The organism is Actinacidiphila cocklensis (genome assembly GCF_907177275.1).
In the GTDB taxonomy this organism is placed as follows: domain Bacteria; phylum Actinomycetota; class Actinomycetes; order Streptomycetales; family Streptomycetaceae; genus Actinacidiphila; species Actinacidiphila cocklensis.
Window position 1 is genome coordinate 45,628 of the sequence record NZ_CAJSLV010000061.1, and the last position, 14,950, is coordinate 60,577.

Below are 14,950 nucleotides of genomic sequence, written 5' to 3' on the forward strand. Positions count from 1 at the left end.
TGCAGGTTACATGATGGCCGAGTGTTCGAGAAGCGGATACTCAATTCCAGCATGTGGACGTTCCAGGGGGATGGAGCAGCCACTTCGGGCCAGCGTCCGGCTGTGGGTTGACCGACGATTCCGGCGCTGCCCTGGCGGCTCTGCCGGTGCGTTACCGAGTGATGCCCCGTGCGGTGGCGGCTGAAACGGCGGGGAAACACGGGGCTTGTGGCCGACGGCTTCCGCGCGGGCGCGGACTCAGCCGACGGCGGTGCCGATGAGTGCTCCCAGTACGAAGGTAACCCCACCGGCCGCGGCGCCCAAGACCAGCTGCCGCAGCCCGCTGTACCACCAGGAACGTGCGGTGACCCGCGCCACAGCCGCACCGCAGCCGAACAGACCCACCAGCGCCAGCAGCACCGCAGGCCACAGCACGTCGGCGCCCAGCAGGTACGGCAGCACCGGCAGCAGCGCGCCCAGCGCGAAGGACACGAAGGACGAGCCCGCGGCGACCAGCGGCGACGGCAGGTCGCCCGGGTCCACGCCCAGCTCCTCGCGGGCGTGGATCTCCAGCGCCTGCTCGGGGTCGGCGGACAGCTGCCTGGCCACTTCGTGCGCCAGCTTCGGCTCCACTCCGCGGGCCACGTACAGCGCGGCGAGCTCGCGCAGCTCGTCCTCGGGGTGCCGGTCCAGCTCGATCCGCTCGATGTCCAGCTCGGCCTGCACCAGCTCGCGCTGGGAGGCCACCGAGGTGTACTCGCCGGCCGCCATGGAGAAGGCGCCGGCGGCCAGGCCCGCGAGGCCGGTGACCACGATGGTGCGGGAACTCACATCGCCGCCGGCCACCCCGGTCATCAGCGCGAGGTTGGACACCAGGCCGTCCATGGCCCCGAACACCGCGGGCCGCAGCCATCCGCCGGTCACGTCCCGGTGCACGTGGTGGGGGACGTGATACGGCGCGGCGGCGGCCTTCTCTGCGGCGGCGCTTGTCATACGGTTCACCCTCCCCCGCGCGGCCGTGCGGCCGCGCCCTGTCGGAAACGGGTTCGACCGTACCTGGGGACGCGGGGCGCCCGCCAGCAAGGAAAGGCTGACCTGGCCTGCGGAAACTAGCTCGCGGCCGGTCCGCCGGCCGGTCCCGCGGCGGCTTTGGAGGGCTCGTCGCCGGCCGGCTCGGCCTCCTGTGACGGCTCCGCCGGGTCGTCGGGCGCGTCCGCGGCGGAGTCGGCCGCGGGCTCCTTCACCAGGTCCTTCGCGGTCGCGTCGGCGTCGGCCGGCGGCTCCGCGGCGTCGGCGGTGTCCGCCTGGGCGTCCGCCTGGGCGTCCGCCTGGCCGTCCAGCGCGGCGACCGGCTCCACGGTCTCCTCACGGCCGGGCCGCATCCTGGCGGAGAGCACCAGGTAGACGACGGCGCCCGCGAAGACGATGATCGCTGTCCAGTCGTTGAGACGCATGCCCAGGATGTGGTGCGCGTAGTCGACCCGCATGTGCTCGATCCACGCCCTGCCCACCGTGTAGGCGGCGACGTAGAGCGCGAAGGCCCGCCCGTGCCCGAGCTTGAAGCGCCGGTCGGCCCAGATCACCAGCAGTGCCACACCGACGCACCACAGCGACTCGTACAGGAAGGTCGGGTGGTACGTCGCCAGGTCCGGCGTGGTGTCCGGGCGGTGCGAAGCGTCGATCTTCAGACCCCACGGCAGGGTGGTCGGCCCGCCGTACAGCTCCTGGTTGAACCAGTTGCCCCAGCGGCCGATGGCCTGCGCGAAGGCGATGCCCGGCGCGATGGCGTCGGCGTACGCCGGCAGCGCGATACCGCGGCGGCGGCAGCCGATCCAGGCGCCCAGTGCGCCGAAGGCGATGGCACCCCAGATGCCGAGCCCGCCCTGCCAGACCTTGAAGGCGTCGACCCAGTCCTTGCCGTCGGTGAAGTACAGCTCGTAATCGGTGATCACGTGGTACAGACGGCCACCGATCAGGCCGAACGGCACCGCCCACACGGCGATGTCGGCGACCGTGCCGGCCCCCCCGCCGCGGGCGATCCAGCGCTTGTTGCCGTACCAGACGGCAACGAAGACGCCGATGATGATGCAGAACGCGTAGCCGCGCAGCGGGATCGGTCCGAGGTGGACGACGCCGTGCGCGGGGCTGGGGATGAATGCGAGTTCCATGGCAATGTCCGACGCTACCGTGCCGGACGGGTACACGGCAGCCCGCCCGGCTACGTCTGGATAACGGCAGGGCGCACGGCGTCGTGCCGGGACGGGCGACCGCGGCCGGTCAGGACGGCGTCGCGGTGACCTTCGCCGGCTGCTTTCCCTTGTTCGCGGCGGTGACCATCTGCTGGAGGCTGTCGGGGGTGAGCGCGGGGTTCGTCCCGTAGATGCTCTTGCCGTTCAGCAGGATCGTCGGCGTGGCGTTGAAGCCGGAATTGCCGAACGCGTCGTTGGACTTCTGCACCCACGAGTCATGAGTGCCGTTGTTCACACACGCCGTGAAAGTCGCCGTCTTCAGCCCCGGGACCTTCCCCGCGAGGGTGAGCAGGGTGTTCTTGTCGGCGAATTTGTCGTCCTGCTCGTCGGGCTGGTTGGCGTAGAGGACGTCGTGGTAGGCGCGGAACTTCCCGGCGTCCTGCGCGCACGCGGCGGCGTTCGCGGCGTTCAGCGAGCCGCTGCCGCCGAGGTTGCCGTCGATCAGGGTGACCAGGTGGTACTCGGTCTTGATCTGCCCGCTGTCCTCCAGCGCGTGGATGGTCGGTGTGAACTGCGTCTCGAACGCGTCGCAGGCCGGGCAGCGGAAATCCTCGTAGATGGTCAGCGTCGAGGGCGCGTCGGGGGCGCCCACCGGGATCACCAGGCTGTCCGTGCCGGTGGCGCCGCTGGGGGCGGCCGCCGGGGTGCCGGACTGCGGGGTGGTGCTGCCGTGGTGGCCGGACGCGGCCACGCCGATCACGGCGGCGATGCCGAGGACGGCGACCACACCGCCCGCCACCACCAGCGTCCGTTTGCGCTTGGCTCGGGCCGCATCCTGGGCGCGCTGCTCTTGCAGGGCCTCGCGGGCGCTGCGCTTTCCGTCACTGTTGCGTTGACTCACGCCCAGCGCAACGGTGGGGGGAGGCGCTCAGCGCCTCCCCCCACCGTTTTTCGCCCGCGGGAGTGACAAAACCCGCTCCCACGGGTGATCGTCAGCCGCGCTTGCGTACGCCTTCCGCCAGCTCGGCGGCCAGCGCGCGGACCGCGGCGAGGCCGGCCGCCTCGTCGCCCTCCGCGTCCAGGATGCGCTTGACGAAGGCGGAGCCGACGATGACGCCGTCGGCGAAGGCGGCGACCTCGGCGGCCTGTACGGCGTTCGAGACGCCCAGGCCGACGCACACCGGCAGCTCCGTGGTGGCCCGGGTGCGCCGCACCAGCTCGCCGGCCTGCTCGCCGACGCTGGCCCGGGTGCCGGTGACGCCCATCAGCGAGGCGGCGTAGACGAAGCCGGAGCCGGCCGCGGTGATCCGGGCCAGCCGCTCGTCCCTGCTGGAGGGGGCGACGACGAAGACGGTGGCCAGGCCGTGCTGCTCGGCCGCCTTCCGCCATCCCTCGGACTCCTCGACCGGCAGGTCGGGCAGGATGCAGCCGGCGCCGCCCGCCTCGGCCAGCTCTGCGGCGAAGCGCTCGACGCCGTAGCGGTCGACGGGGTTCCAGTACGTCATGACCAGCACCGGCTTGCCGGTCGCCGCGTGCGCCTCGCGGACCGTGCGCAGCACGTCGGCGATCCGGACGCCGTTCTTGAGCGCGATGTCGTCGGCGGTCTGGATGACCGGGCCGTCCAGCACCGGGTCGCTGTGCGGCAGCCCGACCTCGACGATGTCGGCGCCGCCGTCGAAGGCGGCCTTGACCGCCTCGATGCCGCCGTCGACGGTCGGGAAGCCGGCCGGGAGGTAGGCGATGAGGGCGGCGCGGTTCTCGGCCTTCGCGTGTGCGAGGGCCTCCTGCAGAAGTTCGATCGTCCCGCTCACTTGCCCGCCTCCTCACTGTCGTACAGCCCGAAGTAGCGGGCCGCGGTGTCCATGTCCTTGTCCCCGCGTCCCGAGAGGTTCACCAGCAGCAGGGCCTCGGGGCCCAGCTCGCGGCCCAGCTCCAGCGCACCGGCCAGCGCGTGCGCGCTCTCGATGGCGGGGATGATGCCCTCGGTGCGGGACAGCAGCCGCAGCGCCTGCATGGCCGCGTCGTCGGTGACGGCGCGGTACTCGGCCCGCCCGGTGTCCTTGAGGTAGGCGTGTTCGGGGCCGACTCCGGGGTAGTCGAGGCCCGCGGAGATCGAGTACGGCTCGGTGATCTGGCCCTCGTCGTCCTGCAGGACGTACGAGCGCGAGCCGTGCAGGATGCCGGGCTCGCCCGCGGTCAGGGTGGCCGCGTGCTCGCCGGTCTCCACCCCGTGCCCCGCCGGCTCGCAGCCGACGAGCCGCACGCCCGCGTCCGGCAGGAAGGCGTGGAACAGGCCCATGGCGTTGGAGCCGCCGCCGACGCAGGCGACGGCCGCGTCGGGCAGCCGCCCGGTGCGCTCCAGCAGCTGCCGCCGGGCCTCGACGCCGATCACCCGGTGGAAGTCGCGCACCAGCGCGGGGAAGGGATGCGGTCCCGCGACGGTGCCGAACAGGTAGTGCGTGCGGTCGACGTTCGCGACCCAGTCGCGGAAGGCCTCGTTGATCGCGTCCTTGAGGGTGCGGCTGCCGGAGGTCACCGACACGACCTCGGCGCCCAGGATGCGCATCCGCGCCACGTTCAAGGCCTGCCGCTTGGTGTCGACCTCGCCCATGTAGATCGTGCACTCCAGGCCGAACAGCGCGCACGCCGTGGCCGTGGCCACCCCGTGCTGGCCCGCGCCGGTCTCGGCGATGACCCGGGTCTTGCCCATCCGCCGGGTCAGCAGCGCCTGGCCGAGCACGTTGTTGATCTTGTGCGAGCCGGTGTGGTTCAGGTCCTCGCGCTTGAGGAAGATCCTGGCCCCGCCGGCCTCCGCGGCGAACCGCGGCACCTCGGTCAGGGCGCTGGGCCGGCCGGTGTAGTTGGCCATCAGCTCGTTCAGCTCGGCCGCGAAGGCGGGGTCGGCCTTCGCCTTCTCGTACTCGGCGGCGACCTCGTCCACGGCGGCGACCAGCGCCTCCGGGATGAACTTCCCGCCGAACGCGCCGAAGTAGCCCTCGGCGCTGGGGGTCAGACCCTCCGGGTCGGGGAGGAAGAACTCGGGTTTTTCTGGCATGGGTATCCCCTGGTCATGGTTTCCACGTGCTCCCGCCGAAGGGCCGCACACGGTGCGGCTCGCCTCTGACGGCGGTGAGGTTGTCCTGACGGCTGTACGCGGACTGGCGGGCGGCTCAGCCGCGGCGCCATCGCCTGCCGTTCACCTGGCCGGGCTCGCACCCGATCACGTACCGCACGCGGCGGCCCAGCACACGGCGTGCGGGGGCGCGGCAGCCGCGGGGGCGGCAGCCGGGTGCGAGGCGCGATTCCAATGACACGCCCCGCACTCTACCTCCCCGGGGTGCCCCCGGACTCCCTCCCGGGTCCCCGGGGTGCACGACTCCCCTTGGCAGGGGTGCCTGACCGGGGGTGCCCTCTTCCGGAGAGGGCGAGCGTTTTTCAGGGGTAGTTGCCCCCTTGCGCAAGGGGAACCGCAGGAACCCCCTCGCGGGCAGAGGCGCACCCCCCGAGGCGCGGCGGAGCCGTCAGTCGCGGCCGGGGCGGAGTGCCGGGTGCGCGCCGGCGGCGACGAGGTCGGCGACCGCAGTGCGCGGGTCGCGCCCGGTGACGAGGGACTCACCGACGAGCACCGCGTCGGCACCGTCGTTCGCGTACGCGATCAGGTCGTGGGGTCCGCGGACCCCGGACTCCGCGATCTTCACGATGTGGTCGGGGATCTCCGGCGCGATACGCCCGAAGTTCCCCCGGTCGACCTCCAGCGTCTTCAGGTCGCGCGCGTTGACGCCGATGATGCGCGCGCCCGCGTCCACCGCCCTGCCGACCTCCTCCTCGTCGTGGACCTCGATGATCGGGGTGAGCCCGATCGACTCGGCCCGCTCGATGAGCGAGACCAGCGCGGGCTGGTCGAGCGCGGAGACGATCAGCAGCGCGAGGTCGGCGCCGTACGCGCGGGCCTCCCACAGCTGGTAGGCGGTGACGATGAAGTCCTTGCGGAGCACCGGGATGTCGACCTTGGCGCGTACCGCTTCGAGGTCGGCGAGCGAACCGCCGAAGCGGCGCTGCTCGGTGAGGACGCTGATGACGGCCGCGCCGCCCGCCTCGTAGTCCGCGGCCAGGCCCGCGGGGTCGGCGATCGCGGCGAGCGCGCCCTTGGACGGGCTGGACCGCTTGACCTCGCAGATGACCTTGACGGCCTCGCCGCGCAGCGCGGCGACCCCGTCCTTGGCGTCCCGCGCCTTGGCGGCGCGCTCCTTGAGCTCGTCGAGGGAGACCCGTGCCTGCCGCTCGGCGAGGTCTGCGCGGACTCCGTCGATGATCTCGTCGAGCACACTCACGCGAGAGCTCCCCTTCCGGCCGGCCGTGCAGCGAAATGATCGGGCCGGTACGGAGAGCACCGGCACTGCGATGGTATCGGGCGGCGGCCCGGCAGCCCGCATCCGGTGATCGACGGTCCCACCACCTGGACAATCTTGCCCCGCCCGGCGGATCCCTCAGGGCACGAGCGCGGCCCCGAAAGGCAGGTTCCTGATCACGGTGAAAGCCAGCAGCAGCCCGCACAGGGCGTAGAGGGCGCCCGGCGGCAGGGCGGGGTCGAAGCGCCTGCCGCGCAGGGTGCGGGCGAACCAGACCGTCCACACGACGGCGAAGACGGCGTACCCGGCGACGGCGGCGGCGTTGCAGCCCAGCGCGGTCCCGAGGTGGCCGTGGGCCAGGGCGTGGGCACCGCGCAGGCCGCCGCAGCCGGGGCAGTAGACGCCGGTGTAGTACAGCAGCGGGCACGCGGGGTAGTGGCCGGGCTGCCCGGGGTCGACGGCCGCCACGTAGGCGAAGCCTGCGGCGACGGCGCCGAGCACGCCGAGCGGGACGGCCGCCGCGCGCAGGCCCGCGGGCCTGCCGGTCGGGGCCGCCGCGGCCTGGTGGGTGGTCACGGCGGCGATTCTGCCCCGGGACGCACGAAGGCGCAGCGGGACGCTGCGCCAGGTGGCGGTGCGGGCGTGGGTCAGGCGCCGACGTGCGCGGCGGCTTCCTTCTGCGGTTCCTCGGCGCGTACGACCGGGGTGCTCACGTGCCCCTGCGCCTTGCGGCCCAGACCCATCGACTTCATGATGCCGCCGACCAGCGGGCCGAGCAGGACCACGACCATGCTGCCCCAGAACGGGACGGGCTCCGCGGCGACCATGAAGACACCGCCGGCGCAGAAGCCGATGAAGGAGATGATCACTCCGGTCCACGCGGCCGGGGTGTGTCCGTGGTCGTAGTGGGCCGCCATGAATACTCCCTGATGCTCCCGGTGGGAGGCGTCCGTCGCCTTCCACGTCGTCCCCCATTGTTGCGCGTATCCGCAGCGGACCACGCATGGGGGTCGGACGCGCTGCCGACGCCCTAGGCGCCGGTGGGGTCCTCGCCGCGGTCGAGGGCCTTCCAGAGGTCCTCGGCGCGATCCGGGTCGACGGGGGACGGGCGGCGGGACGCGGCGGCGGAGGCGGCGGCCCTGGCGCGGACCGGGCGGCGGGCGCCGGGGCGGTCGTAGCGGCTGGACATCGCGGGCCAGGTCTGGCCGTAGCGCAGCGCGAGCAGCCCGGCGAGCAGCAGGAGCACGCCGCCCGCGGCGGAGACCAGCGGCCAGCCGGTGGTGGAGGCGTGCTCCGCGGTGGCGTGGGCGAGGCCGACGGCGGTCCCGGCGGCGGTGTCGAGGGCGGCGTGGTCGCCGTGCCGGGCCAGCACCATGACGACGACGCCGAGCCCGCTGAGGGTGAGCAGCGCGGAGACGGCGTAGCGCCCCGCCCTGCGGACGGCGAAGACGGCGACGAGCGAGGCGAGGCCGACCAGGGCGAGCGCGCCGGGCAGCGCGGTGGTGTCGGTGCCCGAGGCGTGCACCGGCAGGTGGGTGTCGCCGAAGGCGGCGGAGCCGCGCGTCCAGGTCTTGCCCGCGGCGACCAGCACCAGGCTCGCGCCGACCGCGCCGGCGGGCAGCGCGGCGGCCAGCGTCCTGACGCCGCGCCGGTGCGCGGCGGAGGGCGCGGCGTCCTGCTCGGGGGCGGGGGCCGGCGCGGGGTGGGGCTGCTGCGGGACGGAGGTCACCCGTCCACTATCCCCTGCCGATGCCGGGCGGCCTCGACCGGGGGGCAGGAGCCGGTGCGTACCGGACGGTAGGCGGCCGTACCGGACGGACCGGCGCAAGCCGATTTCACACCTCTCCGTTGGTCATGACCAGATCAAGGATGCGCCAACTCCCGCCAATGGCAGGCAAAGCAGCGGTATAGCTTCCGATCCCACCGGTAGCCCGCCTTGTTGGCGTGCGACCGGTCACCATACGTTCGCCGCCATCCCCCTGCTCCCCCACCGGACGCAGCGGCACCACGCATCACACACTCCCCCCACCGGAGGCAGCACTTGCACACCCCCCACCGCACCCGCCGCGCGGCGAGCCATATGTGGCCGGCCCTCGTCGCGGCCGCCGGGCTCGCCGCGACCGGGCTGGTCGCCTTCTCCCCCACCGCCGGCGCGGAGCCCCAGCAGGCACCCGCGCACCGGCTGACCACCGCACGCTCCTGCGCGGTCAGCACCGCGCCCGATCTGATGGCCTGCAAGGCGCTCAAGGTCACCAGCGGCACCGACTCCCTCGCACTCTCGGCGCGTTCCGCGCACCCGGCGGCCATCCCGTCGGGTTACGGACCCTCCGAGCTGCGCAGCGCCTACGCCATCCCGGAGACCGGCGGCTCCGACGCCACCGTGGCGGTCGTGGACGCCTACGACAACCCCGACGCGGAGGCCGATCTGGCCACCTACCGCGAGCAGTACGGCCTGCCGGCCTGCACCACCGACAACGGCTGCTTCCGCAAGGTCGGCCAGAGCGGCGGCTCCGCGCTGCCGGCGCCCGACCCGGGCTGGGCCGAGGAGATATCCCTCGACGTGGACATGGTCAGCGCGGTCTGCCCGGCCTGCCACATCCTGCTGGTCGAGGCGGACACCTCGGCGATGACCGACCTCGGCGAGTCCGTCAACACCGCGGTGTCGCTGGGCGCGAAGTACGTCTCCAACAGCTACGGCGGCGGTGAGTCCGGCGCCGACACCACGTACGACACGCAGTACTTCGACCACCCGGGCGTCGCCATCACCGTCAGCTCGGGCGACGCGGGCTACGGCGTGGAGTACCCGGCGGGTTCGCAGTACGTGACCGCGGTCGGCGGCACCTCGCTGCGCCAGGACGGCAGTTCGCGCGGCTGGACGGACACCGTGTGGGGCGGGGCGGGCTCCGGCTGCTCGGCCTACGACCCCAAGCCCGGCTGGCAGCAGGACGGCGAGTGCGCCGGCCGTACCGTCGCCGACGTGTCCGCGGTCGCCGACCCGGCCACCGGTGTCGCGGTCTACGACACCTACGGCAACGACAGCGGCTGGGAGGTCTTCGGCGGCACCAGCGCCTCGGCGCCGATCATCGCCTCGCTCTACGCGCTGGCCGGAACACCGTCCGACGGCTCGTACCCGGCGTCCTTCCCGTACGCGCACACCGACGCGCTCGACGACGCGGTGAGCGGGACCAACGGCGAGTGCGCGGGCTCGTACCTGTGCACGGGCAGCGCGGGCTACGACGGCCCGACCGGGCTCGGCACCCCGAACGGCGTGGCGGCCTTCACCGGCTGACCCGCGGGCGGCGGGGCGGGGCGGACCTGGCGGCCGCCCCGCCCTCGCACGTCCTCAGCGGTGCATCAGCCGTGCATCACGTTGGCCGTCGCAACCGCGCGCAGCACCGCCGCGGCCTTGTTGCGGCACTCGGCGTCCTCGGCGGCCGGGTCGGAGTCCGCGACGACGCCCGCGCCGGCCTGGACGTAGGCGACGCCGTCGCGCAGCACCGCGGTCCGGATGGCGATGGCGGTGTCGGAGTCGCCGGCGAAGTCCAGGTAGCCGACGCAGCCGCCGTAGACACCGCGCCTGGTCGGCTCCAGCTCCTCGATGATCTGCATCGCGCGCGGCTTGGGCGCACCGGACAGGGTGCCAGCCGGGAAGCACGCGGTGAGCACGTCGAAGGCGGTCCTGCCCGCGGCGACCCGGCCGGTGACGGTCGAGACGATGTGCATCACGTGCGAGTAGCGCTCCACCGACATGAAGTCGACGACCTCGACGCTGCCCGGCTCGCACACCCGGCCCAGATCGTTGCGCCCCAGGTCGACCAGCATCAGGTGCTCGGCACGCTCCTTGGGGTCGGCGAGCAGCTCCACGGCGAGCGCCGCGTCGGCCTGCGGGGTCGCCCCGCGCGGGCGGGTGCCCGCGATCGGGTGCAGCATCGCCCGGCCGTCCTCGACCTTGACCAGCGCCTCGGGGCTCGACCCGACCACGTCGAAGCCGTCGAAGCGCAGCAGGTACATGTACGGCGACGGGTTGGTCGTCCGCAGCACCCGGTAGACGTCGAGCGCGCTCGCGGTGCACTCGGTCTCCAGCCGCTGCGAGGCCACGACCTGGAAGGCCTCGCCGGCGTGGATGCGCTCCTTGATGTCCTCGACCGCGGCCTTGAAGTCCTCGCCGCCCCAGCCCCAGGTCACGCCGAAGTCGATCGACTCCGGCAGCGCGATGGGCTGCTGCGGTACGGCCCTGCCCAGATCCGCCTGCATCGCGTCGAGGCGGGCGACGGCGTCGGCGTAGGCCTCGTCGACGCCGGTGGCCTCGTCGTTGTGGTTGATCGCGTTGGCGATCAGCAGCACCGTGCCGTCCCAGTGGTCGAGCACCGCCAGGTCGGAGGTCAGCAGCATGGTCAGTTCCGGCAGCTGCAGCGAGTCGTACGTGCTGTCGCCGATGCGCTCCAGGCGGCGCACGATGTCGTAGCCGAGGTAGCCGACCATGCCGCCGGTGAAGGGCGGCATGCCCGCGGTCAGGTCGCGCGGGGTGTGCAGCGCCTCGACGGTGGCGCGCAGCGCGGCCAGCGGGTCGCCGTCGACCGGGACGCCGACCGGCGGGGTGCCCAGCCAGTGCGCCTGCCCGTCGACGGCGGTCAGCGCGGCGGAGGACCGCACGCCGACGAAGGAGTAGCGCGACCAGGACCCGCCGCCCGCGCCGCTGTTGGAGCTGGTGTCGGCCGATTCCAGCAGGAAGGTGCCGACCCGCTCCGCGGCGAGCTTGCGGTAGAGCCCGATCGGCGTGTCGCCGTCCGCGAGGAGCCGTCGGCTGACCGGGATGACGCGGCGGTCGACCGCCAGCTTGCGGAAGGTATCGAGGTCCATGGCCGCAGACATTACTGGCCCGGGGCGGGCAGGAGGAGGTCGGAATCGAAGCAGGTGCGGTCGCCGGTGTGGCAGGCGGCGCCGACCTGGTCGACCTTCACCAGCACGGTGTCGCCGTCGCAGTCCAGCGCGACCGACTTCACGTGCTGCACGTGCCCCGAGGTGTCGCCCTTGACCCAGTACTCGCTGCGGCTGCGGCTCCAGTACGTGCAGCGGCCGGTGGTCAGCGTGCGGTGCAGCGCCTCGTCGTCCATCCAGCCCAGCATCAGCACCTCACCGGTGTCGTACTGCTGGGCGACGGCGGGCACCAGGCCGTCGGAGGTGCGCTTGAGTCGGGCTGCGATGGCGGGATCGAGCGAGGTCGCGGACATGCGTCCATCATGCCGCCGGACGCGCCACCGGCGGAAACGCGATGTCCAAGGGGTGGGCGGAAGGTGCTGCGAAAGGGTGTTCCGCGGCCCGTCCTATGCGCCGTCCGGCTGAGGAAAATCGTCAATAACCGGCAAAGGGGGTAAGCACATTGAGCCGTCACCCACCTGTCGCAGGGTTGTTACCCGCCGACGTCACCCGTATGGGGCATCCTTCCACCATGGGTTTTCCTCCGCCTCCGCACAATGGTCCGCAGCCGCCACCCGAACAGGGCGGCGGTTTCGGGCCGCCGCAGGGCTTCGGCCCGCCGCCCCCGCCCGGTGACGGATTCGGTCCGCCGCCTCCGCCCGGTGACGGATTCGGCCCGCCGCCCCCGCCCGCCGACGGATACGGATATCCCCAGCAGGGCGGTTACGGCCCGTCAGGTCCGCCAGGACCGCCGGTGCCGCCAGGCGGTGCCTACGGCTACCCCGGCGGCGGTTACCCGGGCGGCGGTTACCCGGGCGGCTTCCCGCCGCCGCAGCCGCCGCCGAACCACACCAAGCGCAACGTGTGGATCGCGGTCGGCGCGGTCGCCGTGGTCGGGGCGATCGTCGGCGCCATCGCCGCGTCCAGCGGCGGCGGCAGCGACAAGCCGAGCGCCAAGGACACCCCCAAGCCGTCGATCAGCTCGCTGCCGACCCTGCCGACCGTCCCGACGCCCACCTTCACGCTGCCCACGGACTTCCCTAGCCTGGACCTGCCGACCGACCTCCCGTCGAGCAGCGACGAGCCCGAGCCGTCGGCCACGGACGGGGAGGAGATGCCGTACGTGGTGGTCGACCCGGGGAAGTGCTTCAACGCACCCTCGATGACGCCCGGCATCGACACCGTCCAGACAGTGTCCTGCACGTCCGCGCACGACGCGCAGGCGATCGCGAACAAGACGCTGAGCGGCACGTTCACCACCGAGGACGAGATCGAGAAGAAGGCGTTCTCGCTGTGCGAGGCCGACGCCAACCGGCATGCGCCGGCCGGCGGGGACTACTACTCCTACGTGCTGTTCCCGCAGCTGATCACGTACCAGCTGCAGGGCCGCAACACCGTCACGTGCTCGCTGACCCTCAACGACGGCACCAACGGCAAGAAGCTGCACAGCAAGCTGAGCTGACCGCGGCTAACCTGGCGGCATGACGACCCATGCGCAGCGTGAACGTCTGCTCCTCGCCGACCTGCTGGAAAGCTCCGGCCCCGACGCGCCGACCCTGTGCGAGGGCTGGACCACCCGGGACCTGGCCGCGCACATCGTGGTGCGCGAGCGCCGCGGTGACGCGGCCGCGGGGCTCGTCGTCCCGCAGCTCGCGGACCGGCTGGAGCGGGTGCGCGGCGAGTACGCGCGGCGGCCGTACGAGGAACTGATCCGGCTGATCAGGACCGGGCCGCCGCGCCTGTCACCGTTCGCGCTCAAGCAGGTCGACGAGGCGTCGAACACGGTGGAGTTCTACGTGCACACCGAGGATGTGCGGCGGGCGGTGCCGGGGTGGACGCCGCGGGAGATCGACCCGGTCTTCGCGGACGCGCTGTGGTCGCGCCTCGAACGCGCCGCGCGTCTCTTCGCGCGGCGCTCCCCGGTCGGCCTCGTGCTGCGCCGGCCCGACGGGCAGACGGTGGTCGCCCACCGCGGCTCCCCCGTCGTCACGGTCACCGGCGAGCCCGCGGAGCTCGCCCTCTTCGCGTCCGGGCGCCAGACCTCGGCCGACGTCGTCGCCGAAGGCGACAAGGCGGCTGTGGCCCTGGCCCAAGCCGCCGATCTCGGGGTCTGATCCCCCCGGGGTGCCCCCGTGCCCCTTCCCGGGACCTTCTCCCGGTGGTGGGCTGGCGCGCTCGCGCAGCGCCGGCCGCAGATGAGATGCAGCCTCGCGCCCCTGGGGGTGCCCCTTACGGTGGCGTTCACAGTTGCGCTGGGCCTCGGCCGTCAGGGGAGTTCGGCCTGGCGGATGGCCGGGAGGAAGGCCGTGAAGGCCGCGCCGAGTGCGGCGAAGGTGGCGCTGGCGAGGAAGACGGGGGAAGGGCCGAACGCGCCGACGGCTGCCGCGAAGAGAGGGTAGGCCAGGGGGGCGAGGCCGAAGCCCGTGAGGCTCATGACGGAGGTGACACGGCCCAGGTAGGCCGGGTCCGTGGACGTCTGGATGAGTGCGGAGGCCAGGCCGCCGCAGACCCCGCAGATGAGCCCGGCCAGGAAGGCCACGCCGGCCGCGACGGCCAGCACGGGGGCGACGCCTATGAAGCCGATCGCCGCGGACCCCACGAGCAGCGTGGCGATCTGCACGGCCCCGGCGCGGGGTATGCGGCCGCGTACGGTGAGGAGCAGCGCGCTGGCCCCGGCCCCGGCGCTGAAGGCCGCGATGACCCAGCCGTATCCGGCGGCGCCCCACCCGCGTTCGTCGGCGAGCAGCACCATGCCGACGTTGAGCGGCCCGACCAGCCCGAGTTCGCACAGCGCGCCGGACAGGACCAGCGGGCCGACCACCCGGTGGCGCCGGATGTAGCGCAGTCCGTCGCGCAGCTCCTGTGTGGCGGGCGCCCGTTCGGCCCTGGGCTGCGGGGTGATCCGGGTGCGGATCAGCAGCGGCACGGAGGTCGCGAAGAGCAGGCCCGCCACCGTGAAGGCCGCCGCGGCCCCGCCCAGGCCCATCGCGAGCCCGCCGGCCGGCGGCCCCACGACGGTGCTGAGCCGTATCACCAGCGCGCGCAGGCCCTGCAGCCGCACCAGCTGGTCGGGCGTGGTGATCCGGGGCGGCAGCGCGCCGACCGCCGGCATGAACAGCGCGTCGACGACGCCGAAGAGCAGGGCGACGGCGACCAGCAGCCACAGCCCGGGCGACGCCAGCGCGAGCGCCCCGGCCGCGGCGAGGATCAGCGCGCAGCGCACGGCGTCGCTGCCGATGACGACCAGGCGCGGGCCGAAGCGGTCGGCGACCACTCCCCCGCCGAGCATGAGCACCGCCCGCGGCACCGCGCCCGCCGCCATGACCAGGCCGACCTGCGCGGGCGGCGCGACCTTGGCGGCGGCGAAGCCGAGGGCGACGAAGTAGACGGAGTCGCCGAGCAGCGACGCCGTGTAGGCGCTGAGCCAGCGCAGGACGTTGCCGTCCCGGTACGCGGGCCGGTTCGCTGCGGTCGTGGTGGTCGTGGTGGTCGCGGTCGCCGACATGCGCCGGCCTC

Annotated in this window: 16 protein-coding genes; 3 read left to right on the forward strand and 13 right to left on the reverse strand. The window is 73.3% G+C overall.

What is annotated here, in order from left to right; translation table 11 throughout:
* Positions 1–237: 237 nt before the first annotated feature.
* From NFU81_RS21670 to NFU81_RS21710, 10 genes are all read right to left on the reverse strand, one after another.
* A complete protein-coding gene (locus NFU81_RS21670; RefSeq protein WP_251492397.1) occupies positions 238–972 on the reverse strand; it encodes a VIT1/CCC1 transporter family protein in 735 nt (244 codons plus the stop codon).
* Positions 973–1,088: 116 nt separating this feature from the next.
* Positions 1,089–2,147, reverse strand: coding sequence for a prolipoprotein diacylglyceryl transferase (gene lgt, locus NFU81_RS21675; protein ID WP_251492399.1), 1,059 nt, complete (start codon positions 2,145–2,147; stop codon positions 1,089–1,091).
* A 109-nt stretch (positions 2,148–2,256) separates the two neighbouring features.
* On the reverse strand, positions 2,257–3,069 hold the full coding sequence (locus NFU81_RS21680; RefSeq protein WP_251492401.1) for a DsbA family protein: 813 nt from the start codon (positions 3,067–3,069) through the stop codon (positions 2,257–2,259).
* A gap of 91 nt (positions 3,070–3,160) precedes the next feature.
* Positions 3,161–3,979, reverse strand: coding sequence for a tryptophan synthase subunit alpha (gene trpA / locus NFU81_RS21685; RefSeq protein WP_251492403.1), 819 nt, complete (start codon positions 3,977–3,979; stop codon positions 3,161–3,163).
* Positions 3,976–5,223, reverse strand: coding sequence for a tryptophan synthase subunit beta (gene trpB, locus NFU81_RS21690; protein ID WP_251492405.1), 1,248 nt, complete (start codon positions 5,221–5,223; stop codon positions 3,976–3,978). The genes trpA and trpB overlap by 4 nt, the downstream gene beginning before the upstream one ends.
* 115 nt (positions 5,224–5,338) lie before the next feature.
* The gene (gene trpM, locus NFU81_RS41330) at positions 5,339–5,542 is read right to left on the reverse strand and encodes a tryptophan biosynthesis modulator TrpM (RefSeq protein ID WP_422665246.1); all 204 of its coding nucleotides are present in this window, start codon (positions 5,540–5,542) and stop codon (positions 5,339–5,341) included.
* Positions 5,543–5,689: 147 nt separating this feature from the next.
* Positions 5,690–6,499 (reverse strand): indole-3-glycerol phosphate synthase TrpC, encoded by an 810-nt coding sequence (gene trpC, locus NFU81_RS21695; protein ID WP_251492407.1) that lies wholly within the window; start codon positions 6,497–6,499, stop codon positions 5,690–5,692.
* 156 nt (positions 6,500–6,655) lie between these two features.
* The gene (locus NFU81_RS21700) at positions 6,656–7,093 is read right to left on the reverse strand and encodes a DUF2752 domain-containing protein (protein WP_251492409.1); all 438 of its coding nucleotides are present in this window, start codon (positions 7,091–7,093) and stop codon (positions 6,656–6,658) included.
* Positions 7,094–7,164: 71 nt separating this feature from the next.
* Complete coding sequence (locus NFU81_RS21705; RefSeq protein ID WP_251492411.1) at positions 7,165–7,434, reverse strand: HGxxPAAW family protein; 270 nt, start codon at positions 7,432–7,434, stop codon at positions 7,165–7,167.
* 113 nt (positions 7,435–7,547) lie between these two features.
* Positions 7,548–8,246: a TIGR02234 family membrane protein gene (locus tag NFU81_RS21710; RefSeq protein WP_251492413.1), complete on the reverse strand. Its 699-nt coding sequence runs from the start codon at positions 8,244–8,246 to the stop codon at positions 7,548–7,550.
* Between the two features lie 351 nt (positions 8,247–8,597).
* Here NFU81_RS21710 and NFU81_RS21715 point away from each other — a divergent pair, with 351 nt between their 5' ends.
* Positions 8,598–9,806, forward strand: a complete 1,209-nt coding sequence (locus NFU81_RS21715; protein ID WP_251492500.1) for a S53 family peptidase — start codon at positions 8,598–8,600, stop codon at positions 9,804–9,806.
* Positions 9,807–9,871: 65 nt separating this feature from the next.
* On the opposite strand, the gene NFU81_RS21720 is transcribed toward NFU81_RS21715, so the two are convergent.
* Together NFU81_RS21720 and hisI are read right to left on the reverse strand one after the other, a co-directional pair.
* Complete coding sequence (locus tag NFU81_RS21720; RefSeq protein ID WP_251492415.1) at positions 9,872–11,377, reverse strand: anthranilate synthase component I; 1,506 nt, start codon at positions 11,375–11,377, stop codon at positions 9,872–9,874.
* 11 nt (positions 11,378–11,388) lie between these two features.
* The gene (gene hisI / locus NFU81_RS21725) at positions 11,389–11,748 is read right to left on the reverse strand and encodes a phosphoribosyl-AMP cyclohydrolase (protein WP_251492417.1); all 360 of its coding nucleotides are present in this window, start codon (positions 11,746–11,748) and stop codon (positions 11,389–11,391) included.
* A gap of 440 nt (positions 11,749–12,188) precedes the next feature.
* On the opposite strand from hisI, the gene NFU81_RS21730 reads away from it, so the two are divergent.
* Positions 12,189–12,896 carry a hypothetical protein gene (locus tag NFU81_RS21730; RefSeq protein ID WP_251492419.1) on the forward strand — a complete coding sequence of 236 codons (708 nt, stop codon included), beginning with the start codon at positions 12,189–12,191 and terminating at the stop codon, positions 12,894–12,896.
* Between the two features lie 19 nt (positions 12,897–12,915).
* Complete coding sequence (locus NFU81_RS21735; protein ID WP_251492421.1) at positions 12,916–13,548, forward strand: TIGR03085 family metal-binding protein; 633 nt, start codon at positions 12,916–12,918, stop codon at positions 13,546–13,548.
* A gap of 152 nt (positions 13,549–13,700) precedes the next feature.
* Here NFU81_RS21735 and NFU81_RS21740 read toward each other — a convergent pair whose 3' ends face one another.
* Complete coding sequence (locus NFU81_RS21740) at positions 13,701–14,939, reverse strand: MFS transporter (RefSeq protein ID WP_251492423.1); 1,239 nt, start codon at positions 14,937–14,939, stop codon at positions 13,701–13,703.
* Positions 14,940–14,950 lie beyond the last annotated feature (11 nt).

What these genes read in the sequence shown, in the direction of transcription:
- NFU81_RS21735 (WP_251492421.1), top strand. Translation starts at nt 12,916, where the DNA reads ATGACGACCCATGCGCAGCGTGAACGTCTGCTCCTCGCCGACCTGCTG.
- NFU81_RS21715 (WP_251492500.1), top strand. Translation starts at nt 8,598, where the DNA reads ATGTGGCCGGCCCTCGTCGCGGCCGCCGGGCTCGCCGCGACCGGGCTG.
- lgt (WP_251492399.1), bottom strand. Translation starts at nt 2,147, where the DNA reads ATGGAACTCGCATTCATCCCCAGCCCCGCGCACGGCGTCGTCCACCTC.
- trpB (WP_251492405.1), bottom strand. Translation starts at nt 5,223, where the DNA reads ATGCCAGAAAAACCCGAGTTCTTCCTCCCCGACCCGGAGGGTCTGACC.
- NFU81_RS21740 (WP_251492423.1), bottom strand. Translation starts at nt 14,939, where the DNA reads ATGTCGGCGACCGCGACCACCACGACCACCACGACCGCAGCGAACCGG.
- NFU81_RS21720 (WP_251492415.1), bottom strand. Translation starts at nt 11,377, where the DNA reads ATGGACCTCGATACCTTCCGCAAGCTGGCGGTCGACCGCCGCGTCATC.
- NFU81_RS21670 (WP_251492397.1), bottom strand. Translation starts at nt 972, where the DNA reads ATGACAAGCGCCGCCGCAGAGAAGGCCGCCGCCGCGCCGTATCACGTC.
- hisI (WP_251492417.1), bottom strand. Translation starts at nt 11,748, where the DNA reads ATGTCCGCGACCTCGCTCGATCCCGCCATCGCAGCCCGACTCAAGCGC.
- NFU81_RS21705 (WP_251492411.1), bottom strand. Translation starts at nt 7,434, where the DNA reads ATGGCGGCCCACTACGACCACGGACACACCCCGGCCGCGTGGACCGGA.